Raw genomic sequence first — 25,264 nt, 5'->3', positions numbered from 1 at the left:
TGATTTTTAACCTATCTTGATTTTTTGAACTTCAATATATGGAGCGGTAAATTGATATGAATTATCAAGAAAACCAGTGGAAATGACTAACTCATTCTCTTCAACATTATTTTCCCAATATGGAGCAATCCGATGATAAAAAGTATCATAGGGATATAGCGCACAATAGTACTCCCCTTTGGGTAGGCAAGTAATTAATTTTAACTGTTCTGTCGAAAAATCTTCTTTAATAATTTCAGAAAAAATATAATGTTTATACGTATTGCCAACTTTTTTTTTGATCATTCCACGATTAGTAAGCGCAGATAATCCATTGGAATAAATAATTTTATAAACATCTATGAGTGAATTAGAAAATTCTAAATAAGTTATATGTTTATTCATGAATTCACTGGCAACGATATATCGTTCATCCATGGTTTCGAAATAGGGTGAACTCTTTTTTTTCTTTTTTTGAAATGAATCTAGGTTATCCCTCAGGGAATTTAAAGTCGTTTGTAGCATATTGTAATGCTCAAAATCTTCTGTTAATTTTTCTTGAGTGACATTCACAAACTTCTCTAAACTAAGATTGTTATCTTCAAGTGTAAATTTATGAATACTTGATAAGGGAACATCAAAATGATTGCACAGTTGAAGAAAATAAAGTTTACCTAATTGAGAGGGTGCATAGTAACGATAGCCACTATTTTCATCAATGAATTCAGGTATTAAAAACCCTTTTTTATCATAGTAGCGTAAGGCTCGAACAGATATACCAGATGCTTTTGAAAGCTCACCAATACTAATTAAATCCATAAATTAATCTCCTTGTCTTGACTCTCTATTCGTGTCAGAGTTTATAGTAACGAATGTCGAGATTTTATTATTATTTATTTACAACGTTTATTCTACAGTATTTTTAACTATGAATATAGGAAAAAAGATAAGTAATAATTTTTTTGACCTAACTTGTCACAAGGGTGTCACGTCGAATTCACTTAGATGACATATCATTTTTTTAGAATTGATGACGTAAGGGAAGAAATTAAAAAGGAGGTCATTAATAAAAAATATTAAATAAATATACTAGAAAGGAGGAAAAGATGTGATAAAGAAATTATTTTCGTTAGTTATATTTTGTGTTAGTACTCTGATGTTTCCGATGATTGGTTTAGCAGCAGGTCAATTAAATCAACCTACTAACTTGATCGAACAAGAAGTTAAAACAACTCAAAATAGTAGGGGGGTTGATATTGAACAATATCAAGATTTTGATCCAAATAATGATTGGACTGAAATTTTTAAAATGGAAGAAGGTCGAATAAATTTAAGTAGTAACCAACAACTAGCGTATTATTTTGGTCCTGAGAGTTTTCTAGGAAAAGACAAATCAGCACCGTACAACCTGACTACACCTAATATAAACTTTATTAATGAAAATGAAAAAATATTTGCTTATTATGATGCTAAATATAGATTAAAGTCAACATTACCAATACTAATTGGTACGAATCAAACAAACATGTCAGGGGTATCTCCAACTTTGGATGGCTCTAATACTCGTTACTACAAAAAAGAATTAACGAATGGGCTACCAGCATTTTTGATGGTTGTTGAAGATGATATAAGAGGAATTAAAGCATCAACAATTCAGTATGGGGTTCAAACTGGTTTTGTACGGGTCAACACTCGTTATACTAATTCAACAAAGGAAGTAAAAAAGAATACTTTTTTTGCTTCTACATATGACACGATGCTCAACAACAATGATGATGTACCAATCAAGTATTTAGGAAATAATAAAGGTTTATACATTGAATCAGGCAACTATACATTACAGTATCGTTTTAATGTTCCTGATGGACCGGAAAATTGGTTAGGTGGTCACTATCTAACGTTACTTAGTTTTTTTGGAGATATCGGATTTAAAGATATAGATAGTCCGGGAATGGAAATAAATAATGCACCTTTTGGTTCAGTAGCAGCAGATAAAATAGATACTGGGATTTCTATGAAAAGTCATCGTATGAACTTAGAACCTGGAAAAAGTTTTGATATGGGATATATTGTAGGAATTCAAAAAAATGATGGTGAACCTGTAATGACTCTTAATGAAGAGGATCAGTATTTTGAAGGGACTGACTTCAAATTATCTGGGGAATGGTATGATCGTGAAGCAAAATTTGTGAATTTGTATTACGTATTAGATGATGGTCAACCAATTAAATTTGCTGAAAATATACCAAATACAAGACTTGGAGAATCCTACGAGTGGGAAACAACGATTTCAAATTTAGATAAAAAAAATCATAAAATTAAAGTGTATCTTGTTAGTTCGAGTGAAGAACAATCTAAAGAAAAAAATGTCCATTTAACGTATCTTCTAAAACCCCAAATAAAAGAAATGGTTTTTCATGAAGATAACAGTGTAGCAAATGAGGCGTATTCTGGGGAAAAGCTCCATTATGTGATTGAAGTAGCACCAATTTCTGATGTGAAATCTAATTATGAAAACTTGACATTTATAACACAACTAAGTGAATTTTTAGAAAATGTATCAACTATTGAAGTGATATCAGAGAATGGAGAAAAGGTAGAAATAAATAATTCGGACATAAATAACAAACAATTAATAATTGAATTGTCTAAAAAGATACCTCTTAACGAGAAGTTAACTGTTAAGTATTCAGCAAAAATCAAAAAAGACGTGCCTGCCGGAAAAGAGATTAAAGCGCAAATGGCGTTAGAAGGAACAGTTGGGAATCAAATGAAAATGGGGAAAGTTATCTCTAATCAAGTGATAACTAAAATTATACCAACCACAGGAAAATTAGTATCTGAGGTTTTTCATCAAAATGGTACACAGGCATTAAATGGAACAGTGGGAGAAACGCTTAATTTTTCACTCAAATTATCACCTAATAATTCGTTAAAGGACAGAACATATACAGATCTCAAATTTTCTGTCAACATAGATGATAAGTTAGAAGAACCAACCAATATTTTACTAATTGGTGAAAATAGAGAGAAAATTGGAACTGGATTTTTTGATAGTCAAACAAGACAGGTTCATTTTCAGTTAGAAAAAAAAATACCGACAACAGACACTGTTTTTTGTATGTATTCTTCAAAAATAAAACCAATTAATGACTCGGGAATTATATCGGTTAAAGGTTCTCTAATAGAGGGCTATGCAGATGATGTATTACTATCTAAAGTTGATTCCAATGAAAGTCAAATTAAGGTGGAAGAAGGTAATTTAGAGTTTATCTCATCCCCTCCAAGCGTTTCTTTTGGCAATCAGTTAGAAATTAAAGGAAGTAAAACAGAATTTTCGTTGTACCACAAAGAAGGCGATTTAAAAGTTCGAGATAATCGTTGGGGAGATCATAGGTGGAGAATGACAGCACGATTGCTAGATGATTTTAAAAATACTGATAATGATCTATTGAAGCAAACGTTATTTTTAAGAAAAAATAATCAAGAATCAATCATTGGCGTAGAAATGGATGCTGTAATCAAACAAGAGTCTAGTTCATTTAATGAAGTGGTTAATATCAGTGGTGACTGGAATGAGAATGAAGGGATTTTTATTTCAATTCCACCTGGAACAGCTAAAGAAGCTGCGTATCAGGCTAAAATACAGTGGACATTGCAAGATGTACCTATGAATTAAAAATAAAAAAAGAATGGAAGCTTAAAAATGAAAAAAAACAACAAAATTTTAGGTAGTATTACTTTATTAAGTTTTTTGATGTTAGTGGGAATGTCAAAAAATGTTGTAGCTTCAGAAATTCAGAAAAAAGATACAGAGGCAGAAATTAGTTTTAAAGCCTCAAAAGAGCCATTAACAATAGATTTTGCTCCTAATTTAAATTTTAGTTCAAACGAAATTAGTGTTTATGATCAAGTTTATAATGCAACAATTGTTGATTCAGAAAATAAAAATATGCCAGTGTACGTTCAAGTAACTGACAATAGAGGAGCACTATCAGGCTGGGATTTAGACGTGAAACAAAATGGACAGTTTGAATCAGTTTCAACAAATCACGAACTAAAGGGAGCTGTAATTGAGTTTAAAAACGGAGAACTTCAAACCGATTCTTTAAGTCAACCAGGTCAAGTTACTGAAGCTTTTAAATTAGATCCAAGTGGCTCTATTCAAAAAGTAATGAATTTTTCTAAAAATCAAGGTGCTGGAACATGGAAAGCTGTTTTTGGGAATGAATCGACTGTTGAAGATAAAGGTGACTTTAAAGTAACGAATAGTTTACAATTAACAGTTCCAGGTAATTCTGAAAAAGTAAGCGACACGTATAAAACAAGTTTTACGTGGATCTTATCTGATGTACCTTCGAATTAAAAAAGTATAGGAAATAAAATAAATTACTTTTTCCTGACTATCATTATAATTTAGGAAAATGAAAAGAGGTTGACCATTTGAGTCAGCCTCTTTTTCAAGGAAAGGAAAAAAATGAAAAAAAGAATTTTAATAATCGGCTTTTTTCTAACTTTTTGCTCGTGTGGTTTGTCAGCAAAGTCATCAGAATTGAAGTTTAATGTAAAGTCACAAATTCCAGAAAACCAGATCGATAAAACGCAAACGTATTTTGATTTAAAAATGTCTCCTAACATGTCACAAGATATTTATATAGAAGTGACCAATCATTCAAATGAAGACATAATAGTTGTTCCGTCTATCAGTAATGCAACAACTAATATGAATGGTGTTGTTGAATACATGAAATCAAAGAATAACGTTAATAAAGACACACCCTTGGAAATAGAAAAAGTAGTCCGTATAGATAAAAAACAAAAAGAATTAAAAATATCTAAAGGAAAAAGCCAACAGTTAAAACTAGCTATTACATTACCTAAAGAGGAATTCAAAGGAATCATCGCTGGCGGAATTACCTTGCAAGAAAAAATAGCAGATGAATCAGAGAGTAATAAAAAAAAGAACTTAAAAATAGAAAATTTACATGCGTATACCATTGCTCTTGTTATTCGAGAAGATGTGAAAGAACTTATACCTAATCTTGAATTTAAAGAGGTTAAAGCAGGGCAATCTAACTACCGCAATGTTATTTTTACAGAATTAATTAACCCGGTTTCTAATTACGTTAATAATTTGGAAATAAAAACTAAAATTTTTAATAAAGAAAAAAAAGAAATTTATTTTACAGAATAAAAAAAAAATCTGCAAATGGCTCCTAATTCATCTTTAAAACTACCGATTTCTCTAAATGGTGAGAAATTAGAGGCAGGAGACTATTCTATGGAGATGTTAGCGACATCAAATGATTTAGAGTGGCATTTTTCCAAAGATTTCACAATCTATAAAGATGAAGCAAAAAAATTTAATAAGAGTGATGTGACTATAAAAAAAGAATGGAAACTTCTATTAATTATTAGTTTAGTTAGTTTGATTATTCTATTAATTATTATACTATTTGTTGTGGTAATGAAAAATAAAAAAAAGAATCACAAGAAGAAAAAAAGAAAAAAACATAGGGATACTAATTAGAATAATAGTTGGCTGGTAAAGGGGATGTCAAAATGAAGATTTTATTAGTTGAGAATGATACTGAACGGCAAAAATTATTACGAGCATATTTAGAAAATGAAGGTTATGAAGTTATATTATCTTATGAAAAAGAGGAGATATTATTTCTTGTAACATGTAGTGAAATTAAATTAGTTATTATTGACGCTGAGTTTTTAAATGAAGACAAAGTAGAATTATGTCATGCTATAAGATCATCGAATCATTCTGTAAAAATCTTATTGCTGACATGTGACAATTCGTCATTAGATGAATTAAAAATACTCATTGCTGGAGCTGATGATTATATAATCAAACCATATGATATTTCAGTTTTACTTGTGAGAATTAGAAAGATGTTGATTGCAAATTCTTTACATATATACGGTCAATTAACTTTGAATACTGAAACTTGTGAAGTAAGAAAAAAAGATGAAATAGTAAACTTAACAAGAAAAGAATATGAGTTATTATGTTATTTTATGAATAATATTAATATTGTATTAAGTAGAGCTCAAATTTTAGATTATGTATGGGGAATGAATTATGAAGGTGATGAACGAACAGTCGATACACATGTGAAACGATTGAGGCGAAAAATTGGTAGCTCTTATATTGTGACAAAAATAGGTATGGGTTATTTAATGGGCTATAAAAGTAACTAAATAATATGATATAAAAATTGTCAGATGTTTCCCTTGTTTTAAAAGGACGCTTCTGCTTTTTTTATTGTTTTAAATTAGGCTAAAATATTGTTACAATGATATAGAAAGAAACTCTTAATTTTATAAAACAAGTGTTGCTTAACTAGTCAATCTTTCATAAAATATAACAAGTAAACTTAAAAAAGAAAAGTAGGTACAATATGGAAATTCAATTTTTAGGAACAGGTGCAGGAGTACCTTCAAAACAGCGTAATGTTACAGGAATTGCGCTTAAATTATTAGATGAAAGAAATGCTGTTTGGTTATTTGATTGTGGAGAAGGAACACAACAGCAAATTTTAAATACAACGATTCGACCAAGAAAAATAGAAAAAATTTTTATTACTCATTTACACGGTGATCATATTTTTGGTTTACCCGGATTATTAAGTAGTCGTTCTTTCCAAAATGGGGAAGGAACGCTTGAAATCTATGGACCAAAAGGAATCCGTAATTTTATTTTAACAAGTTTAAAAGTATCAGAAACACATTTAAAATACCAAATTAAATTCATTGAAATTGAGGAATCAGGTTTAGTTTTTGAAGATCAAGGCTTTAAAGTCTATTGTGAAGAGTTAGATCATAGAATTAAATGCTATGGCTACCGTGTAGTTGAAGCTGACTTCCAAGGTGAATTGTTAGTTGATAAATTAAAAGAAATGAATATACCATCAGGACCTATTTATAAAAGAATAAAAAATGGTGAGATTTGTGAATTAAAAGATGGTCGAGTTATCGACGGAAAAGATTTTGTTGGTGACTCTCGAGATGGTCGTATTGTAACTATTCTAGGCGATACAAGAATACATCCTAATAGTTTAAAACTTGCTCAAGATGCAGATGTTTTAGTTCATGAGAGTACATTCAGCCATGATGAAAGTAAGATGGCTAAGAGTTATTATCATTCTACATCAACACAGGCAGCGACAATCGCAAAAGATGCTAATGTAAAGCAATTGCTTCTCACTCATATTAGTGCCAGATATTTAGGGAAAGCAGTATATGATTTAGAAAATGAGGCAAAATCAGTCTTTCTTAATACTAAAATTGTTCGTGATTTTGATATGATTGAAATACCATTGAAAAGAAGTTAGGAGTTGCAAGATGGCAAGAGTATTTGAAAATTTAATAGGTAAAACAGTCTTAATTACTGGTGCGTCAAGCGGTTTAGGTGAACAAATTGCCTATGAAGCATCTAAAGCTGGAGCAAGAGTAATTTTATGTGCTAGAAGAGTTGAAAAATTAGTAGAGATTGCAGAGAAATGTGAAGATTATTCTAAACTAGAAGCCTATTTTTTTGCTATTGATGTGGCTAATTTTGAAGATGTAGAATCAAAATTACAAGCGTTAGCACAAGAGAATCTGACAATCGATGTTTTAGTAAATTGTGCTGGCTTTGGTTTATTTGAGCCATTCTTAGAAACTAATTTTTCTGATACTCAAAGAATGTTTTCAGTCAATGTTCTCGGGTTGATATATATTACTCAAAAAATTGGGATTCAAATGGCAGAAAATGGTCAGGGTCATATTATCAATGTTGCATCACAAGCAGGCAAAATGGCAACGCCTAAATCTAGTATCTATGCAGCAACTAAATTTGCAGTCATAGGTTTTTCCAATAGTTTACGATTAGAAATGAAGCCTTTAGGTGTTAGTGTGACAACCGTTAATCCTGGCCCAATTAAAACACCATTTTTTGATTTAGCTGATCCAAGTGGTAGTTACTTAAAAAATGTTGGAAAACTAGCTTTAGATCCTCAAAAATTAGCCCGGCGAATTGTAAAATCGATGGGAACGACTAAAAGAGAAATTAATGCGCCTTTTATAATGGAATTTGGAAGCAAAGCCTACCAATTATTTCCTTACACAGGTGATTTGTTAGCTCAAACGATTTTTAATAAAAAGTAGGAGATGGTAGAAATGAAGAATACAACCAAATTATTTTTAGTTTTAATTTTATCATTTATTGTGGTTCTGTTCTCAGTTATTAATGCACAACAAATTGAAGTTAATTTTATGATAACTAAAATATCACTTCCTTTAGTTGTTATCATAATTGGCGCTGTGTTCATTGGTGCGTTAATCGTTTCGATTGTAATGTGGAGTAATGTTTGGCAAAAAAATAAAGAAATAAAACATCTTAAACAAGAAACACACGCCCTTAAAACAACTAAAGAAACGCCTTTTGATTTTGAAGAAGACGAAGAAGTGTTAAATTTAAAACAAGAATTGAAAAATAGGGAGTTAGAAATATCTGATTTAAAACATCAATTGGTCAATCAGATGATGTCAGAAAAAAAAGACTCACCAGAAATTAGTGAATGGCAAAATAAGCTAAATGATGAATTATAAGCGACTCAGACTAGCGTAATTAGAAAAGAATAGTATAATACTAGTTATGTTTAATGAAAACAAACCAGAAAAGAGAGGAATTATGCAGAGAAGAAATAAAGATTTAACTAAACAAATAGACTACGGGATCTTACTTCCAGTCTTTTTATTGTCTATTGTAGGGATGCTATCATTGTATGTTGCTTTAGATAAAGATGCTGGAATGAAGAATATTATTTCTCAAATGGCGCAGCAAGGTTTATGGTATATCATTGGTGGCGTGTTGATATTTGTCATCATGCAATTTAGTCCAAGAGCGATTTGGAAATTAACGCCATATGGTTATATTCTAGGTCTAGGTGTAATGACAGCTCTTTTATTCTATTATGATGCAAACTTAGCCACTCGAACAGGGTCTAAAAACTGGTTCCGGGTTGGGAGTTTAACGTTTCAGCCAGCTGAATTAATGAAAATTGCTTATATATTGATTTTGTCTTATATTGTCACAGGACATAATTTAAAAACAAAAATCAGAACGTTAAAGACGGATGGCATGTTAATTTTGAAATTAATTATTGCTACAATTCCGGTAGCTATTTTATTAAAGCTACAAAATGATTTTGGAACAATGCTTGTTTTTGTGGCTATTTTGGGCGGTATTTTTATCATGTCTGGAATATCATGGAAAATAATTATTCCAGTTGCGGTAACTTTTGGTATTTTAGGTGCAGGCATTTTATACTTAGTTACAACAGATGCGGGTAGAGAACTACTTTACAATGTTGGTTTTAAAAGTTATCAATTTGCTCGTATTGACAGTTGGATTGACCCCTTTCATGATGCCACAGGGAATTCTTATCAACAAGCTCAAGCTTTAAAAGCCATTGGATCTGGTGGGATTGGTGGTAAAGGTTTTAACGTATCTGATGTGTATGTACCAGTTAGAGAGTCAGATATGATTTTTTCAGTTATTGCTGAAAATTTTGGCTTTATTGGTAGTACCTTTGTTATCCTTTTATATTTTATTTTAATTTATAGAATGATCAGAGTCTGTTTCGACACGAATAATGAATTTTTCTCTTACATTGCAACGGGAGTTATTATGATGATTTTATTCCATGTGTTTGAAAATATTGGAGCTAATATCGGACTATTACCATTGACAGGGATACCGTTACCATTTATTAGTCAGGGAGGGTCTTCTCTTATGAGTAATATGATTGGTGTGGGTCTTGTTATGTTGATGAGGTACCAGTATCAGCCTGAAGAAATTGATTTAACAAACATGAAACGTTCAAAATAAAAAAGTAGTTAAGATCAACCCATATTGTGGGCTTAGTCTTAACTACTTTTTTAATATGAAAAAATAATTTGAGCTTGTTTAAAGCTAATGTGATGAGTACTACTATCATCATTTATGGTAAAAATAATCAATTCATTAAATTCATCTATTTCAATAATATGGATAATGTCACGAATATTAAGATTAATAGTACTCATGTAATTTAAAATATTAGCATCATCCATCACACGACAGATCATAGGTGAATCACCAACTGTAAATGAAGAGATGGGTTTAACTGCTTTTTCAATAAAAGAATCCTCTGTAGGAATAATACCGCCATGAGGACAAGTCTCTGGCTCTCCAAGAAATTCATAAAGTTTTGAAAAGAAAACAGAATCTTTAACATGTTCTAATTCTTCTGAAAGATGATGAAGATCATGGAGTGAGTAACCTAATTTTTCATAGAGAAAAGTTTCGATAATCCGGTGATTTCTAATAATTAAGACGGTTTGGTTTAACCCTTCTTGTGTTAGTTTGACTCCAGTATAAGGTTTATATTCAATTAAACCGTCATTTTGTAATTTTTCAACCATTTCAGTAACGGAGGCAGGAGAGACACCTAGATGAGTAGATAAAGTTTTATTTGCAACAAATTCATGAATGCCATTATTCTCATAAATTGCTTTTAGGTAATCCTCTTTATTGCTTGATGAAGTTTTCATTGTTTTCCTCCTACATATATATCAATCCGTTAAAGCTATCCTTAACCTATCTATTCTAACATATTTTTAGTGATTTATGAAAAAAATAGACAAATACTTTTTTTTCTGATTATGATATACTTAACAAAGTAAAATTGAAAGTGAGGCAAAAATTATGGCAATTTTTTATTGGTACCCAAAATGTTCGACATGTAAAAAAGCAAAAATTTGGTTAGATGAGAATAAAATTGAATATGATATGATCGATATGATTGAGACACCACCAGCAAAAGAATTACTGGTTAAGTGGATGAAAAACAATGAATATCCTATCCGTCGCTTCTTTAATACAAGTGGGATTCGTTATAGAGAACAAAGTTTAAAAAATATAGTGAATGATTTTTCAGAAGAAGAGGCTGCTGAGCGTCTTTGTGTTGATGGAATGTTGATCAAACGTCCGATTATGGTACTTGGTGATAAAGTACTGTTAGGATTTAAAGAAACAGAATATGAAAAGGCATTTCTGTAAGAAAGTTGGATAAAAATGACTGAAAAGAATCTATGGATGAAAGAAGATACAGATGGAATTATTGTTGGTTTAACAGCATTTGCTCAAGATGATTTAGGAAGTATTAGCTTTGCGATGTTACCAAAAGTAGGTAGCCAAATTACTGCTGGTGAAGGTGTTGTCGAGCTCGAAGCTGAAAAAGCTGTTGTTGAATATGATGCACCAACCTCAGGTGTGATTCTTGCTGTAAATGAAGAAGCTGTAAAAAATGTAAAAATTTTAGACGAACCAGAAGCTTGGTTATATAAAATTACAAAATAGTACAAGTCTAAAGATTTCCCGTGAATGTTACTATGGGGAATCTTTTTTTGTTCGTTTAATATGAATTTTGAGAGTTGGTGATTGAGAATGATTTATAAATTAAAAATAACAGCAGGTGATATAGTGAAAAAAATAGTTATCCTATGCTTTTTTATCGTTATATTACCAATCAATGCTGAAAGTATCTCTAGGGAACAAAACCAAGAAATCCAAACTTTATTGGATGATGCTTGTCGTATTTCCAAAACTCCTGGAGTTGCTGTTACAGTGACAGAAAGTAAAGAAGAATTTTTTTTCACTTCTGGTTACGCAGACAGAGAAAAAAATTCTTTGGTAGATAAGGAAACGCTGTTTGAACTGGCTTCAATGAGTAAAGCTTTTACAGGATTAGGTATTTTATTATTAGAGGAAGAAGGAAAGTTATCTTTAGATGATTCAATTGATAAGTATCTTCCAGAGCTTGAATTCAAATTTAAGGGAATACCTGTTGACATGAAAACGTTAACTGTAAAAAACTTTTTATTCCATACAAGTGGTTTAACAAATGAAGATCATGGAGCTCTTTTTTATTTTGAAAAACCTGATACTTCTTTGGCTCAAACAATCGATGCTTTTTCAACAAGTGAACTTTCGTTTAAACCAGGTGAGAGGTTCCAATATGGAACGATGAATTATGATATTTTAGGACGTGTAATTGAAAATGTCTCTCATCAAGAATATAGTGATTTTATGACTGAAAAAATCCTTATTCCCCTAAAACTTTCAGGAACATATAGTGATAGACAAAAAGCGCAGAGTACAGAAAAATTAGCAACAGGTTATCATGCGTACTTTGGAAATACAAAACCTTATAATGCTCCAGAATTTATTGGTAATCGACCAGCTGGATACCTGATCTCAAACAGTAAAGATATGGCACGATGGCTGAAAATTCAGATGGGAGTTGTTCAGGATATTCCTGATATCTTCAAAAAAATAGTTATAAAATCACATATAGCTAATCAGTCAGTACCACCTGTTAATAAAAAATCATATTCTTCTGGTTGGTTTATATCAGAAAAAGCTAATGAAATAGAGCATCCAGGAGGAAATCCTAATTTCGTTTCAAGGATAAAAGTATCACTGGATAATCAAAGGGCAATTAGTGTACTTGCAAATAGTAATAGTATGAATGTTAACTTACTTAATCAAATCGAAGATATTTTAAATGAGAAAAAAACTACAAAGTATAAAATGAGCCAACTACAGGTAATTGATTATTTATCTACATTTTTAACGTTGGTAGCATTGTTACTAAGTATTTTATTATCAAGTTTAATTTTTAGAAAAAAATATCATCAAAAAAATAGCATGATGAAGCACCACGCTAAGATAAAATTTTATTTGTCTCTCTTTAGTTCAATTCTTTTGTTAATTATCTTAATTAGCATTGGAAATGATTGGTTAAATTTTTATCTGTGGCAACCAATCAGTATTTTAACGATGGTAATTTCAAGTCTCTTTTTAACTTTTTTACTCACAGTTTATTATCATGTACCACATGAAAATTAATTTTATTTGTGAAAAAAACATAAAAGAAAATGTATATTCACAAAAGGTCTATTATTATTCAAAATAATAATTTCACATTTTTTTAAAATTGGGTTCATCTTGACTTATTTTTATGTTAAAATTTGGGTACGAAGATTTGTGAAAAGATTGATAAAGATAAAATTTTATAGGAGGAAATAATATGACTTTAGCAAAAATTGTTTATGCAAGTATGACAGGAAATACAGAAGAAATTTCTGATATTATTGAAGAAAAATTAGAAGATGAAGGTATTGAGATTGAAAGAGAAGAATGTTCAGATGTGGATTCTGACTTTTTTGGAGATGCTGATGTTTGTATTATTGCTACTTATACATATGGTGATGGGGAATTACCATTTGAATTTGAAGATTTTTTTGAAGATTTAAAAGGTGAAGACCTAGAAGGCAAACTATTTGGCGTTGTCGGATCAGGAGATAAGGAGTACGGGGAATATTACTGCCAATCAGCAAGAGACTTCGTTGAACAGTTTAAATTAACAGGTGCAACGCAAGGAGCTGAACTTGTTTGTATTGAAAATAATGCAGAAGATGAAGACATCGATGCTCTACAAAAATTTGTGAATGAGTTAATAGAAAATTCAAAATAAATTAGATAAACGAGGCTGGCACAAGTTGAGTCAGCCTCTCTTTATTTTTAACTATAAAAAAAGAAAAAGAGGTTACAAAATGAGTAAGCAACGAGTGACAATGGATGGAAATACAGCAGCTGCTTATATTTCTTATGCGTTTAGTGAAGTAGCAGCTGTCTACCCAATCACACCAAGCTCAACAATGGCAGAAGTTGTTGAGGAATGGTCAGTGAAAGGTAGAAAAAACATCTTTGGTGAGCCGATTAAAGTAGTTAATATGCAATCTGAGGCGGGAGCAGCAGGAGCAGTTCATGGCTCTTTGAAATCAGGCGCATTGACGACAACGTACACAGCCTCCCAAGGATTACTTTTAATGATCCCGAATATGTATAAAATAGCAGGAGAGTTATTACCAACTGTCTTTCACATTGCTTCTCGTGCTGTAACAACCAATGCATTAAGTATTTTTGGAGATCACGGGGATGTGATGGCGGCTAGACAAACAGGTTTTTGTATGTTAGCGGAAAGCTCAGTTCAAGAAGTTATGGATCTATCTGCTGTGGCTCACTTAACAAGCTTGAAGGCAAGTTTACCTTTTATGAACTTTTTTGATGGATTCAGAACAAGCCATGAACTTCAAAAAATTGATGTGATTCCATATGAAGAATTAGCTAAATTAGTTGATCCAGAAGATATTAATCGCTTTAGAAAAAGAGGGATGAATCCCAATCATCCGACTGTATCAGGAACAGCTCAAAATCCGGATATTCATTTTCAACAAAGAGAAACGATAAATAGTTATTATGATATAGTCCCTGAAATAGTTCAGAATTATATGAACGAGATTAATGAAATTAGAGAAACTAATTATGATTTAACGAATTATTATGGACATGAAGAAGCAACAGAAGTCATCATTTCCATGGGTTCAGTGTCTCCCACAATTCAACAAACGGTGGCTTACCTAAATCAACAAGGTCGGAAAGTAGGACATATTAATATTCATTTGTATCGACCGTTTCCTGTTAAAAACTTATTAGAAAAACTGCCAAGTACTGTAGAAAAGGTGGCTGTTTTAGATAGAACTAAAGAACCAGGTTCTGATGGTGAACCCTTGTTGTTAGACGTTCAAAGCGCACTATATCGTCATCCGAATCGCCCAATCGTGATTGGAGGAAGATATGGATTAGGTTCAAAAGATGTCCCACCTAATCAAATTAAAGCTGTTTATGATCATTTATTGTCACAACCAGATAAGTTAAATTATCGCTTTACTATTGGGATTACAGATGATGTCACACATTTATCTCTTCCTGTGGAGGAAAGTTTAGATTTAACACCAAAAGACACATTCCAAGCGAAATTTTGGGGTTTTGGTTCGGATGGAACTGTAGGAGCGAATAAACAAGCTATCAAAATTATTGGGGATCATACGGATATGTATGCCCAAGCTTATTTTTCTTATGATTCTAAAAAATCTGGTGGGTTAACTAACTCACATTTACGATTTGGAAAAGAACCTATTCAATCAACTTATTTGGTTGAGCAAGCTGATTTTATTGGTTGTCATAATGCCTCTTATATTCATCAATATGATTTAATTAAAGGGTTGAAACAAGAAGGTATTTTCCTTTTAAATACAACTTGGACAAAAGAACAAGTTGTTAGATTATTGCCTAAACATCTAAAAAAAGAACTAGCTAAAAAAAATATACAATTTTATATAGTAAATGGGATGAAGATTGCCCAAGATGCTGGTTTAGGTCGACGAATTAATATGGTCATGTCGACAGCCTTTTTTGAATTAACTAAATTACTTGATAGGGCTGACTTTGTTCGTTACTTGAAAGAAGAGGCAGAAAAAGCTTACGGTAAGAAATCACAAGAAATTGTCAAACGAAATCATCAAGCCATTGATGCGACATTTGCTGATTTAATTAAAATTGATGTACCAAGTGACTGGGCTGATATTGTGATACCTGAAAAAGTTGTAGATCATAATAAACCTCAATATGTGCGTGAAATTTTAGAGCCGATTAATCGTCAGGAAGGGGATCAATTAACCGTTAAAAATTTAGTTGATAATCAAATGACGGATGGTAGTGTGCCACTTGGGACAACTGCTTATGAAAAAAGAGGGGTTGCCTTAGAAGTTCCTGAATGGGATATGGATGCTTGTACTATGTGTAATGAATGTGCTTTTGTTTGTCCTCATGCGGCAATCAGACCATTCTTAGTAGATGAAGAAGAGATGGCAGAAGCACCTGAAGGATTTATGACACGTGAGATGCGAGGGGCTGATGGCTTGATGTACCGTATCCAAGTATCATTAGAAGATTGTACTGGTTGTGGACTGTGTGTGGATGTCTGTCCAGCAAAAGGTAAAGCACTTTTTATGAAACCTTATGAAGAACAAAAGGAACAAGCAATGAACTGGGCTTTTGCGATGACATTAAAACAAAAAGCCAATCCTATTAAGAAAAAAGAGAGTATTAAAGGCTCTCAGTTTGAGAAACCGTTACTTGAATTTTCTGGAGCTTGTTCAGGTTGTGGAGAAACACCCTATATTAAATTATTAACACAACTTTATGGTGATCGAATGTTGATTGCTAATGCAACAGGATGTGCCTCAATATGGGGTGGGGCAGCACCGTCTACCCCTTATACAACAAACGATGAAGGTCAGGGGCCAGCGTGGAGTAATTCTTTATTTGAAGATAATGCGGAATTTGGATACGGCATGTATTTAGCTAATCAAACGAAACGTAAACATCTAGGGAATATGATGATTGAATATTTAAGTTCTGGTTCACAAGTCTCTACCGAGCTAAAAGATTTAATGGAAAATTGGCTTGAAAACAAAGATATTGGTGAAGGTTCAAGACAACGATCAACTAAATTAGAAGCAGCTCTAAACGAAGAAAAAGGAGCAGATTCTTGCTTGAATAAAATTTATGCTGAGCGAGATTTGTTTATCAAACCAAGCCAGTGGATCATTGGTGGAGATGGTTGGGCCTATGATATTGGTTTTGGAGGAATCGATCATGTATTGTCTAGTGGTGAGGATGTCAATATATTTGTAATGGATAATGAAGTTTATTCTAATACTGGTGGTCAAACATCGAAAGCAACTCCAACTGGTGCAATTGCTAAGTTCTCTACTCACGGAAAGAAAACAGGGAAAAAAGACTTAGGTTTAATTGCAATGACTTATGGTAATGTTTATGTGGCTCAAGTAGCTTTAAATGCTAATCCAACTCAAACAATTAAAGCTTTAGATGAAGCTGAAAAATATCCAGGACCTTCTCTTGTGATTGGATATGTTCCTTGTATTAATCATGGAATCAAAGGAGGGATGAGCCAAGCAGTAGAGATAACCAAAGAAGCTGTTGAATCTGGTTATTGGCCACTCTATCGTTTTGATCCTCGTCTAAGTGAAAAAGGCAAAGAACCACTTAGAATTGATTATAAAAAATCAGACTTTGAAAAATTACCTGATTTCTTCAAACATCAAACTCGTTTTTCTGCTCTAGAAAATGTCTTAGAGGCAGAAGAAGTGACTAGTTTATTAGGTAAATCAGCGGATGAAGTGATCGAAAAAGCTCAAACTTATAAAGAATTATCTGGAAAATAAAAAAAAGACCAATCAATCAATGCATTGTTTGGTCTTTTTTTTGTATGTAAAGCACTTTTTCAATAAATTTAATTTGATCTTTACCTTGTTTTTTAGCTTCGTATAAAGTAGCATCTGCTAAAGAAAATAAATCCTGGACTGTCAGCGCTGGCGAGTCTGTTTCAGATATTTCTTCGGGATAAAAATCCACAAGTCCGATAGAAAGAGTGATCTGTTGTTTGTATAGTGGCATTCTTTTTGAAGTTGCTTCGATTTCACGAAGACAATCTTTAATAAATTTCAGTGCATCATAATCTTCGTGTTTAAAGATAATACCAAACTCATCTCCACCAATTCGACATACTCTGATTCTTGAATTAGGGCTTAGCTTATTTTTAAAAATAGACGCAACTTTTTGTAAAGTATGATCTCCTGCTAAATGTCCATAGGTATCATTGATTCCTTTAAAATCATCAAAATCAATGATGGCTAGTGAAAAGCGATGGCCTTTTTGAATGGCTTCATTATAAGTTAAATCGAGAAAAAAATAAAAAGACTCTTGATTATATAAGCCAGTTAATTTATCAAATGTAGAGGAAGTTCGATAAATATGGATTTCTTTAGAAATAGTAAATGCAGTGTGAAATAGCCAACCTGTCAATAAAAATAAGCTCGAAAAGATAACTGAGTGAATTAATATATGTAAAAGAATAGTTGGATTTAATCCAGGAGTTAAAAAGAGACTTAATAAAATTGTTCTTATAATAATAGTTAAAACCAAACAAAGAATAATGGCTTTTTTGGGAGATACTTTCCTTTTTGTGATGATAATACTGATAGCTAATATAGAGAAAGTTAGTATAACATTATTCCAATACTCAGCCGGGATCCCTGTGATATATAAGTATTGGAAGGTTTTAGCAGTGATCAAAGTTAAGGTTGAAATAGTACCTATCAAGGGTGAACCATAAGACACAGAAAAATAAATGGGTAAATATCTGACATCAACAGGTCGTAACTGGTCAATTGGAATCCGATTTAAAGAAATAATAAAAGACATTATTCCAATAAAAATTCCTAAGAGAATTTGAGAAATAATAGATAAGTAGACACTAGTTGAACCAAGTAGAAACTCTGAGTCAGCATCATTATGTTTTAATGAATGCCGTAAAGAAAAAAAATATAAAGCAAAAACTGTCGCGACGATAATAGATAAATTGACAACATAAGCATTTATAAAATTTAAGATCATTTTTATTCCTCTTTATCTTTTTAGGGTCTATTTATTCAAACTTTTTACATTAATTTTATTGATTTTATTGATATTTTTTCTAAGAGTTCCCCAGTCATTTCCTGATGGAATATCGTCCATGACAACTAATTTATCATTAGGTAAAAGTTTTGTATTAAAATTTGTTATCAAAATATCGTAGTCATCAAATAATTCTTTTGGTTCATTTTCGAGAAATGAAATAGAGCCTGCAAAAGTATCGATGTTTGCCTTAAATCTAAAATTATTTCTAATTTGTTTAGCCATAAAATTTGAATGGTCTTTTCCAAGATTACTTAAAATCAAGATCTCAGCTTTTTCTTTTTTATCTTCCAATATTTCAGGAAGATCATGCCATTTGATCATTAAAAAATAAAGAACAACATCGTGATATTCCGATTCCCAAGGAAATTTTGTATTTTTTTCTAATTTATTAAGAGCTTTGGTGACGACAGTATCAAATACAGGATAATTATTTTTGATAACCGATCCATTATAGAAATATTTATCAAAAATAATGTAATTTCGATATGGATACAATTGGTGGTATTGATACAGAAAAAGCATATTACTTTCGATTTTATGTGAAATAGAATTGCTTAGTTTTATATCAAAAACATCTCTAATATTTTTGATAAAGCAGCCGATTTCATTGGTAACTAAAAATTTTTCTTCAGCATCTTTCCAATCAGATTGATGGAAAAAAATCGTAAGTATGATATCATTTAACAGTTTATCATCAATTTTGAGCTTATAAGTTTGTGCAATTTTATTTAAGTTAGTTTTATCATTAAGTAATAATTGTTGTAATTCTTTATGATTATTAAAGCATAGGTCTCTTTCGGCATAAAAACCTTGACTCTGTCTAATCAAACAAACATTAAAAAGATAGTTAATATGATTGACTTGATTTTCATCTAAATCAAAATTGATTATATTTAGAATGCTTTGAATATAATCAAAGGATAATTTTTTATCAACTGGAAATGGCCACTCGGTTATGTTATAAGCTTCTCTAAAGAAACTAGTATAAAAATAACGAACATAAAACTCGTTTTCACCAATAATACGACAAGGTTTTTTTTCAAGTATCAGACCGTATTTTTTTAAAGAAATAGACATAACATTTGTAATTCTATATAAAGAAGACTCGCTAATGTAAAGTTTTTCACCCCATTTTTCAATGCTTAAACTGGTATCAAAAAACATGGATTCTAATAGGCGAAAGGCTTCAGAATTTTTTAAAACATATCGATAAACAAATTCGACATGGCTACTAGCTTGTGTTTTAAGTCTGACCCCATTCTTTTTTGATGTTTCAATCAGCAATAGTGGATGCCAATTTTCCTTTAGGTAACTAACATCATTATTAATTGTTCTTAAAGAAGCATTATTTTGTTGAGCTAATTCATTGGAACTAATCCAAGTAGAAACTTCATTTAAAATTTCTAATATTTTTAAACGTCTTTGTGTGGGTGTATCTAATAGTTCTCGCAATCCACTGTCCCTCCCCTTGAAACGGTTTTCTACGTAATTTTAAAAAACTAGTTTAAAAGAACAAGGATACTATCATGTTCAAATATCCTTTATTATTAAGATACATCATTTTTAATAATAAATCCACTTAATAAAACAACATCTTGTTTTTTTATTGGTTATTTTATTAATAACGGCATAAAAATAAAATTCACAAAAGGTTCAAAGGAAAGACTAACATATTATAAAAAAATTTGATAAACTTACTGATATAAAATTATTTGGAGGGATTTGTTTATGTTTATGCCATATATGTTTTTTGACAAAACTTATATACTAATTATTATCGGTGTGGCTATCTCAGCGTGGGCGTCTAGCTATGTTAATAGTACTTATCGAAAATTTGAAAAAGTATCGAATAAAAAAGGATTAAAAGCGTCTGATGTGGCCCGCTTAATTTTAAGAGATGCCAATATTAATGGGGTTGCCGTTCAGCAGATTTCAGGAGATTTAACGGATAATTATAATTCGCACACTAAAATCCTTAGTTTATCAGAAAGAGTTTCTGAATCTCGTTCAGTCTCTGCCATCGGTGTTGCAGCACATGAATGTGGTCATGCGATTCAAGATGAAGTGGGTTATGCCCCACTAAAACTTAGAGGAGCTTTAGTACCAGTGGTTAATTTTGGTTCCAAAATTTCAATTCCTTTAATTATTATTGGTGCAATATTTTTTAGTAGTTCACCATTTCTCATCACTTTAGGTATTTGGTGCTTTGCTTTAACTTTCCTATTTCAAGTGGTGACACTCCCAGTAGAGTTCAATGCTTCAAGAAGAGCTTTAGCTGTTTTAGCAGAGAATCAATCTTTAGATGAAGAAGAATTAGTAATGGCTAGAAAAGTCTTAACAGCTGCAGCCTTAACTTATGTTGCTGCAGCCGTTGCCTCATTACTACAAGTATTAAGATTGGTTATTCTTTTTGGTGGAAATCGAAGAGATTAATTAATGAGAAGATAGCAGAGTGTTAAATCATTCATATCTTTTAATGAAAAACCAGTACGCTCGTTAAATTTTTCAAGGCGATATTGCAACGTATTTCTATGAATGTAAAGTTCTTTAGAGGTCGATGTGATGTTGCCTTGTTTTAACCAAAGCGTTTTGATGATTAACTTTAATTCATCATCGATACTCAATGTGTCTTTAAGTGTTTGCATGATTGAACTTTTGGCGATTGTATTTTTAGTTAAATAATCAATTGCCACATCTTGAAAAGAAAAAACATTTTTTCGATGTTTGTAATAAGATTCAAATATTTTTTGTTCTTCAGCAAAATAAAGGGAAAAATTTTGATTTATTTCGTTAAAAGAGCCAAGAAAAGCATTTGCTTGAATTAAAAACTCACTTTCAAGAGTTAAAATCATGCCATCTAAATCTGTTTTTTGATAAACGACAGGTGATTTTTCTTCTACTAGAATAGCCGTTGTTTTATCAATAAAGAAATAATCTTCTACTTGATTGAAGAGTTTAGAAAAATGAGTTAACCAATCTATCGCGTTTGGGGACTCTTTTTTTATTTTTAATTGAATAATACGGTATGGTTGTTCAACAGTTGGAAACGGTTTGTTTTGGAATAAATATTGATACCAAGGGTGTTTTTTTAGTTGAATTAAGTAATTCGATTCAGGTAATAAATTTTGTAATAGTTTCATTTCACTGTTAGATAAATTATTTTTGGGTAAATAAAACCATTTATTCTCAATTGGCAGAATCAAATATTTTTCATCGGCTTCTTTAGATGTAAGAACTTTTCCTTGAGGATAAATGCTTTGTAGTTCATTTAATTTCATATAAAGCATTCCTTTCAATAAATGTATCATCATTTTAACATAAAGGTATCATAAACAAAGTTTTTTGTGATAATATGATAAAAACAAGAAAAATAGAGGGATGTTATGTTTATTCGTTCGGTAAAATTTACACAAGAAGAAAAAGAATATTTTATGAGAGAAGCTCTTTTAGAAGCTAAAAAAGCTGAAATTATGGGCGAGGTACCTATTGGAGCAGTGGTTGTTTTAGATGGTCAGATTATTGGACGTGGTCATAATGTTCGAGAGCTTTCTCAAGATGCAACTACTCATGCTGAGATGATTGCTATTCAAGAAGCTAATCGAAGGACTAAAAGCTGGAGATTAGAAAAGGCCCAACTATTTGTAACGCTAGAGCCTTGTCCGATGTGCTGTGGCGGTATCTTGCTCTCCAGAATAGATCAAGTATTCTATGGGGCTAAAGATCCTAAGGGAGGCACGGCAGGTAGTTTAATGAATCTTTTACAAGATATGAGATTCAATCATTCTTGTTATGTTGAAACTGGAATACTAGAAGAGGAATGTGGTAATATTTTAACAAATTTTTTTAGACAAATTCGAAAAAAGCAAAAAGAAGCAAAAAAAGAGTAGTATTTTTAATTGAGATGAAGTATAATGAATATTGCCGCAAGGCTAGGACAATGGTGGGCTTATGAAGCGTGTCAGATCTGGAAGGAAGCAGCACTAAGTAGGTGCCGCCATGTGTCTGAATAAATGTAGCAACGACAAGGCTTAGTGCCTTATTTTTTTTGGTCTAAATGAAAAAAATAGAATAAAAGTAGCAAGTAGTCTAATTGACTTCGATAGTTGACTTTATTTACATATGACTTTTTCTAAATTCATAAAGCAACTATACACGACTTGAGACCTATACAACTCAGTTATTAATCATGTTACAATTATTATAAATAAAAGATAAGGAATGGGTGAACAATATGTTACCAAGTATTTTTTTATGGGGATTTGGCTTACTATTAGCAGTATGGGGATTTTACCGAATGAAAACAGACTTTAAAAATCATAAAGGAGAAAATAATATAATTCAGTTGATTTTTACAGGTCAAGCATCTGGGATTGGACAGTTTTCATCTGGAATTGCGATGATTATTATTGGTTTTGTTGCGTTTCATTTTAGTAAATAATAGAATAAAAAAAGGGATTCAACACAAAGCTTATCTTTGTATTGAATTCCTTTTTTATTATCTAATTTTCTCAAGTTTTTTTAGTACCATATTTATAACTTCTTTAGCAGCAGTCTCGTCTTCCACAAAATTAAATTGATCCCCATCTATTTGAATTTTAGGACTTTCATTATAGTCAATAAACCATTGTTCATAGCGTTGATTAAGTTCTTTATAATAATCATACAAATTAGGATCGAAGCTTAATTGTTCATACGGACGATTTCTTTTTTCGATTCGTTCTAACATAGTCTCGAATGAAACCTTAATGTGAACCAATAAATCAGGTTGTTTTTTATGTGAAGCAAAAGGTAGTTCTTCCATCATATTTTTAAGAAGTTCGTCGTAAACTTCGACTTCTTGTGTCGATGCACGTCCTAAATCAGCATTTAAATGAAATAATAATGAATCTTCATAAATTGAGCGATCTAATACGTTGTTATCATGAACAAGCGCTTCTTTAATACTTTTGAATCGTTTATTTAAAAAATATATTTGAAGCAGAAAAGAATACTTCTCTGGATCTTGATAAAATAATGGTAGAATTTCATTATTTTCTACACTTTCAAAAAATACTTCTGTTTCTAATTCTTTGGCTATCATCTCTGATAAACTTGTCTTTCCAGCACCAATCGTGCCTGCTAATACTATCACTGTCATTTCCTCCTCAAACCCCTTAGCTATATATAGCGTTTGTAGCTTACAAAACATATGATAATACACAATATATAGTATATCAAGTAAAAATACTAAAGTTGTGTCGAAATACAATTTAAAGTATAATTAAATGAAAATTAGTAAGGGGAGAAAACAATGAAATCAAAAGAAGAATGGATTAATGAATTAGGGTTAGAAGCTCACCCAGAAGGTGGCTTTTATTTAAGAACAGAAGCGTCAGAAAATTATCTTTCAGTGAATGATGATGAGCGCAAGCTTTATACAAGTATTTATTTTTTATTAACCGAGGAAAGCCCTTCCCATTTTCATCAGTTGACGGCAGATGAAATTTGGTACTATCATGATGGTAATCCGTTGACAGTTCATTGCCTTTTTCCTGATGGACGTTATGAAGCTGTTAAAGTAGGCAAAAATACATTAGAAGGTGAACGTCTGCATTACTTAGTACCCAAAGGAACAATATTTGGTTCCACAGTATCAAATGACTATTCATTAGTTAGTTGTGTTGTTGTTCCAGGTTTTGAGTTTACAGATTTTAAGCTTTTTACTCAAAAGGAATTATTAGAAAACTATCCCGAACATGAAGACATTATAAAGAAATTAGCATTTGAAGAAATTTAGAACGATTATCTTATAAAAATAAAAGCCTGCAAAAGAGATGTGTATCGTCTTTTGCAGGCTTTTTTGCTTTATTAGTTATTGTCTTTTACTTCATCAAAAGATTTAAGTCCAGTATAAACTTCTTCTTTGAGAACATTTTTCTTTTGAGTTTTGATGCGGTAGATATGGTAGATAAAGACAGCCACGTTTGCTGCTAAAGCAAGGAAACTTGCTACAAATAATGCAGTACTGCTGTGAGTACTTTGAACTGAAAATTGAGATTCACCAACAAAGGCAGGGAATGTCATAGTGAACATCATCCAGAAAGCTAATGTTTGAGCTCTATGTTGTAACCAAGCGCCTTTTTTGATAAAGAAAGCAGGAATAGTACAAGATAGTAACAATGCTAAACCAGCGTAGAATGAGTGATCTGATACACAGTTGTAAACATAAGCAAAGTTCCATAAATCATAAGCAATAATCCAGAACCACATTTGATCAGCCCAGACCATATCTTTTTGTTTATTTTTACTAATTTGGATACCCATCCAACCAGAAATAGTCAAGATGTTTAAAATACCAGCGACACCATTCATGATGTTCCAAATACCACCATTCATGTATACTCCATCAATCATTCCATGTAAAGAATAAACTTGGAAATCACGAATAACAGCTTCCATAATATTGATAGCTAAAATTAAAGCTGGGAAAGCCATCATGTATTTGTTGTTTTGAGCACCTTTGATAAATCGTAGAGCTAAAAATCCTAAACAACCAGCTAAGGCTGAATAAACTTTTACCCAGTGGAACCAAGTACCGGTACTACTTCCAGCGCCAGCTGTTGTTGGCCAAACGAAGATTGTTAAGATGATAGGTAGTGCGGTAAATAAAACAATTGCTACCCATTTGTTAGCACGAGCTAATTCATTCATGAGAATTAACCCACCTAGTACGACAAACCACATAAGAACTGAAGTTAGTGGCATACTTTCAAAGAAAAACATATAAACTCCTCCTAAAATAGTTAAATGATAATTACA

Annotated in this window: 23 protein-coding genes, 1 other RNA gene and 1 pseudogene; 18 read left to right on the top strand and 7 right to left on the bottom strand. The window is 31.6% G+C overall.

All coding sequences use genetic code 11. The features are described 5' to 3' along the window. Positions 1-6 precede the first annotated feature (6 nt). Complete coding sequence (locus FM121_RS00870) at positions 7-798, bottom strand: MerR family DNA-binding transcriptional regulator (protein WP_086950269.1); 792 nt, start codon at positions 796-798, stop codon at positions 7-9. Between the two features lie 289 nt (positions 799-1,087). Here FM121_RS00870 and FM121_RS00865 point away from each other — a divergent pair, with 289 nt between their 5' ends. The 8 genes and pseudogenes from FM121_RS00865 (at position 1,088) to FM121_RS00825 (ending at position 9,865) form a co-directional block, all read left to right on the top strand. Then, positions 1,088-3,658 carry an isopeptide-forming domain-containing fimbrial protein gene (locus tag FM121_RS00865; RefSeq protein WP_086950268.1) on the top strand — a complete coding sequence of 857 codons (2,571 nt, stop codon included), beginning with the start codon at positions 1,088-1,090 and terminating at the stop codon, positions 3,656-3,658. Positions 3,659-3,685: 27 nt separating this feature from the next. Continuing rightward, positions 3,686-4,345: a WxL domain-containing protein gene (locus FM121_RS00860; RefSeq protein WP_086950267.1), complete on the top strand. Its 660-nt coding sequence runs from the start codon at positions 3,686-3,688 to the stop codon at positions 4,343-4,345. Between the two features lie 111 nt (positions 4,346-4,456). After that, positions 4,457-5,509 (top strand): annotated as a pseudogene (locus FM121_RS00855) (DUF916 and DUF3324 domain-containing protein). 32 nt (positions 5,510-5,541) lie between these two features. Continuing rightward, positions 5,542-6,192, top strand: a complete 651-nt coding sequence (locus FM121_RS00845; RefSeq protein ID WP_086950264.1) for a response regulator transcription factor — start codon at positions 5,542-5,544, stop codon at positions 6,190-6,192. 200 nt (positions 6,193-6,392) lie between these two features. Next, complete coding sequence (gene rnz / locus FM121_RS00840; protein ID WP_086950263.1) at positions 6,393-7,325, top strand: ribonuclease Z; 933 nt, start codon at positions 6,393-6,395, stop codon at positions 7,323-7,325. A gap of 10 nt (positions 7,326-7,335) precedes the next feature. Then, positions 7,336-8,139 (top strand): SDR family NAD(P)-dependent oxidoreductase, encoded by an 804-nt coding sequence (locus tag FM121_RS00835; RefSeq protein WP_086950262.1) that lies wholly within the window; start codon positions 7,336-7,338, stop codon positions 8,137-8,139. 12 nt (positions 8,140-8,151) lie between these two features. After that, a complete protein-coding gene (locus tag FM121_RS00830; protein WP_179203760.1) occupies positions 8,152-8,583 on the top strand; it encodes a LapA family protein in 432 nt (143 codons plus the stop codon). 82 nt (positions 8,584-8,665) lie between these two features. Beyond that, on the top strand, positions 8,666-9,865 hold the full coding sequence (locus FM121_RS00825; RefSeq protein WP_086950260.1) for an FtsW/RodA/SpoVE family cell cycle protein: 1,200 nt from the start codon (positions 8,666-8,668) through the stop codon (positions 9,863-9,865). Between the two features lie 50 nt (positions 9,866-9,915). Here FM121_RS00825 and FM121_RS00820 read toward each other — a convergent pair whose 3' ends face one another. Next, positions 9,916-10,569 (bottom strand): metal-dependent transcriptional regulator, encoded by a 654-nt coding sequence (locus tag FM121_RS00820; RefSeq protein WP_086950259.1) that lies wholly within the window; start codon positions 10,567-10,569, stop codon positions 9,916-9,918. A 154-nt stretch (positions 10,570-10,723) separates the two neighbouring features. On the opposite strand from FM121_RS00820, the gene FM121_RS00815 reads away from it, so the two are divergent. From FM121_RS00815 to nifJ, 5 genes are all read left to right on the top strand, one after another. Then, positions 10,724-11,077: an arsenate reductase family protein gene (locus tag FM121_RS00815; protein WP_086950258.1), complete on the top strand. Its 354-nt coding sequence runs from the start codon at positions 10,724-10,726 to the stop codon at positions 11,075-11,077. Positions 11,078-11,092: 15 nt separating this feature from the next. After that, entirely contained in the window at positions 11,093-11,377 is a 285-nt protein-coding gene (locus FM121_RS00810; protein WP_086950257.1) for a glycine cleavage system protein H, read from the top strand. Positions 11,378-11,464: 87 nt separating this feature from the next. Next, positions 11,465-12,928, top strand: coding sequence for a serine hydrolase domain-containing protein (locus FM121_RS00805; RefSeq protein WP_086950256.1), 1,464 nt, complete (start codon positions 11,465-11,467; stop codon positions 12,926-12,928). Between the two features lie 181 nt (positions 12,929-13,109). Further along, positions 13,110-13,556, top strand: a complete 447-nt coding sequence (locus tag FM121_RS00800) for a flavodoxin (protein WP_086950255.1) — start codon at positions 13,110-13,112, stop codon at positions 13,554-13,556. Positions 13,557-13,635: 79 nt separating this feature from the next. Beyond that, complete coding sequence (nifJ, locus tag FM121_RS00795) at positions 13,636-17,172, top strand: pyruvate:ferredoxin (flavodoxin) oxidoreductase (protein WP_256958384.1); 3,537 nt, start codon at positions 13,636-13,638, stop codon at positions 17,170-17,172. Positions 17,173-17,188: 16 nt separating this feature from the next. Here nifJ and FM121_RS00790 read toward each other — a convergent pair whose 3' ends face one another. Next, positions 17,189-18,403, bottom strand: coding sequence for a GGDEF domain-containing protein (locus tag FM121_RS00790; protein WP_086950254.1), 1,215 nt, complete (start codon positions 18,401-18,403; stop codon positions 17,189-17,191). Between the two features lie 27 nt (positions 18,404-18,430). Continuing rightward, positions 18,431-19,918 (bottom strand): helix-turn-helix domain-containing protein, encoded by a 1,488-nt coding sequence (locus FM121_RS00785; protein WP_086950253.1) that lies wholly within the window; start codon positions 19,916-19,918, stop codon positions 18,431-18,433. A 282-nt stretch (positions 19,919-20,200) separates the two neighbouring features. Here FM121_RS00785 and FM121_RS00780 point away from each other — a divergent pair, with 282 nt between their 5' ends. Next, positions 20,201-20,899, top strand: a complete 699-nt coding sequence (locus FM121_RS00780; protein ID WP_086950459.1) for a zinc metallopeptidase — start codon at positions 20,201-20,203, stop codon at positions 20,897-20,899. On the opposite strand, the gene FM121_RS14710 is transcribed toward FM121_RS00780, so the two are convergent. After that, positions 20,896-21,744, bottom strand: coding sequence for a helix-turn-helix domain-containing protein (locus FM121_RS14710; RefSeq protein WP_296746223.1), 849 nt, complete (start codon positions 21,742-21,744; stop codon positions 20,896-20,898). The genes FM121_RS00780 and FM121_RS14710 overlap by 4 nt on opposite strands. 105 nt (positions 21,745-21,849) lie before the next feature. On the opposite strand from FM121_RS14710, the gene tadA reads away from it, so the two are divergent. The 3 genes from tadA (at position 21,850) to FM121_RS00760 (ending at position 22,904) form a co-directional block, all read left to right on the top strand. Further along, entirely contained in the window at positions 21,850-22,353 is a 504-nt protein-coding gene (tadA, locus tag FM121_RS00770; protein ID WP_179203759.1) for a tRNA adenosine(34) deaminase TadA, read from the top strand. A 40-nt stretch (positions 22,354-22,393) separates the two neighbouring features. Next, positions 22,394-22,478, top strand: an RNA gene (ffs, locus tag FM121_RS00765) — signal recognition particle sRNA small type. 219 nt (positions 22,479-22,697) lie between these two features. Then, positions 22,698-22,904 (top strand): hypothetical protein, encoded by a 207-nt coding sequence (locus FM121_RS00760; protein WP_086950251.1) that lies wholly within the window; start codon positions 22,698-22,700, stop codon positions 22,902-22,904. 57 nt (positions 22,905-22,961) lie between these two features. On the opposite strand, the gene FM121_RS00755 is transcribed toward FM121_RS00760, so the two are convergent. Continuing rightward, entirely contained in the window at positions 22,962-23,603 is a 642-nt protein-coding gene (locus FM121_RS00755) for a deoxynucleoside kinase (RefSeq protein WP_086950250.1), read from the bottom strand. Positions 23,604-23,756: 153 nt separating this feature from the next. Here FM121_RS00755 and FM121_RS00750 point away from each other — a divergent pair, with 153 nt between their 5' ends. Beyond that, positions 23,757-24,242, top strand: a complete 486-nt coding sequence (locus tag FM121_RS00750) for a cupin domain-containing protein (RefSeq protein WP_086950249.1) — start codon at positions 23,757-23,759, stop codon at positions 24,240-24,242. Positions 24,243-24,313: 71 nt separating this feature from the next. On the opposite strand, the gene FM121_RS00745 is transcribed toward FM121_RS00750, so the two are convergent. Further along, positions 24,314-25,228 (bottom strand): DUF5692 family protein, encoded by a 915-nt coding sequence (locus FM121_RS00745; protein WP_086950248.1) that lies wholly within the window; start codon positions 25,226-25,228, stop codon positions 24,314-24,316. Between the last annotated feature and the right edge of the window lie 36 nt (positions 25,229-25,264).

This window comes from Vagococcus fluvialis bH819, assembly GCF_900163795.1.
Lineage (GTDB): Bacteria > Bacillota > Bacilli > Lactobacillales > Vagococcaceae > Vagococcus > Vagococcus fluvialis_A.
Note: the sequence above shows the minus strand (reverse complement) of the source record. Positions and strands in the feature narration are given on the sequence as shown.

What these genes read in the sequence shown, in the direction of transcription:
- FM121_RS00870 (WP_086950269.1), bottom strand. Translation starts at nt 798, where the DNA reads ATGGATTTAATTAGTATTGGTGAGCTTTCAAAAGCATCTGGTATATCT.
- FM121_RS00860 (WP_086950267.1), top strand. Translation starts at nt 3,686, where the DNA reads ATGAAAAAAAACAACAAAATTTTAGGTAGTATTACTTTATTAAGTTTT.
- FM121_RS00845 (WP_086950264.1), top strand. Translation starts at nt 5,542, where the DNA reads ATGAAGATTTTATTAGTTGAGAATGATACTGAACGGCAAAAATTATTA.
- rnz (WP_086950263.1), top strand. Translation starts at nt 6,393, where the DNA reads ATGGAAATTCAATTTTTAGGAACAGGTGCAGGAGTACCTTCAAAACAG.
- FM121_RS00835 (WP_086950262.1), top strand. Translation starts at nt 7,336, where the DNA reads ATGGCAAGAGTATTTGAAAATTTAATAGGTAAAACAGTCTTAATTACT.
- FM121_RS00830 (WP_179203760.1), top strand. Translation starts at nt 8,152, where the DNA reads ATGAAGAATACAACCAAATTATTTTTAGTTTTAATTTTATCATTTATT.
- FM121_RS00825 (WP_086950260.1), top strand. Translation starts at nt 8,666, where the DNA reads ATGCAGAGAAGAAATAAAGATTTAACTAAACAAATAGACTACGGGATC.
- FM121_RS00820 (WP_086950259.1), bottom strand. Translation starts at nt 10,569, where the DNA reads ATGAAAACTTCATCAAGCAATAAAGAGGATTACCTAAAAGCAATTTAT.
- FM121_RS00815 (WP_086950258.1), top strand. Translation starts at nt 10,724, where the DNA reads ATGGCAATTTTTTATTGGTACCCAAAATGTTCGACATGTAAAAAAGCA.
- FM121_RS00810 (WP_086950257.1), top strand. Translation starts at nt 11,093, where the DNA reads ATGACTGAAAAGAATCTATGGATGAAAGAAGATACAGATGGAATTATT.
- FM121_RS00805 (WP_086950256.1), top strand. Translation starts at nt 11,465, where the DNA reads ATGATTTATAAATTAAAAATAACAGCAGGTGATATAGTGAAAAAAATA.
- FM121_RS00800 (WP_086950255.1), top strand. Translation starts at nt 13,110, where the DNA reads ATGACTTTAGCAAAAATTGTTTATGCAAGTATGACAGGAAATACAGAA.
- nifJ (WP_256958384.1), top strand. Translation starts at nt 13,636, where the DNA reads ATGAGTAAGCAACGAGTGACAATGGATGGAAATACAGCAGCTGCTTAT.
- FM121_RS00790 (WP_086950254.1), bottom strand. Translation starts at nt 18,403, where the DNA reads ATGATCTTAAATTTTATAAATGCTTATGTTGTCAATTTATCTATTATC.
- FM121_RS00780 (WP_086950459.1), top strand. Translation starts at nt 20,201, where the DNA reads ATGCCATATATGTTTTTTGACAAAACTTATATACTAATTATTATCGGT.
- FM121_RS14710 (WP_296746223.1), bottom strand. Translation starts at nt 21,744, where the DNA reads ATGAAATTAAATGAACTACAAAGCATTTATCCTCAAGGAAAAGTTCTT.
- tadA (WP_179203759.1), top strand. Translation starts at nt 21,850, where the DNA reads ATGTTTATTCGTTCGGTAAAATTTACACAAGAAGAAAAAGAATATTTT.
- FM121_RS00760 (WP_086950251.1), top strand. Translation starts at nt 22,698, where the DNA reads ATGTTACCAAGTATTTTTTTATGGGGATTTGGCTTACTATTAGCAGTA.
- FM121_RS00755 (WP_086950250.1), bottom strand. Translation starts at nt 23,603, where the DNA reads ATGACAGTGATAGTATTAGCAGGCACGATTGGTGCTGGAAAGACAAGT.
- FM121_RS00750 (WP_086950249.1), top strand. Translation starts at nt 23,757, where the DNA reads ATGAAATCAAAAGAAGAATGGATTAATGAATTAGGGTTAGAAGCTCAC.
- FM121_RS00745 (WP_086950248.1), bottom strand. Translation starts at nt 25,228, where the DNA reads ATGTTTTTCTTTGAAAGTATGCCACTAACTTCAGTTCTTATGTGGTTT.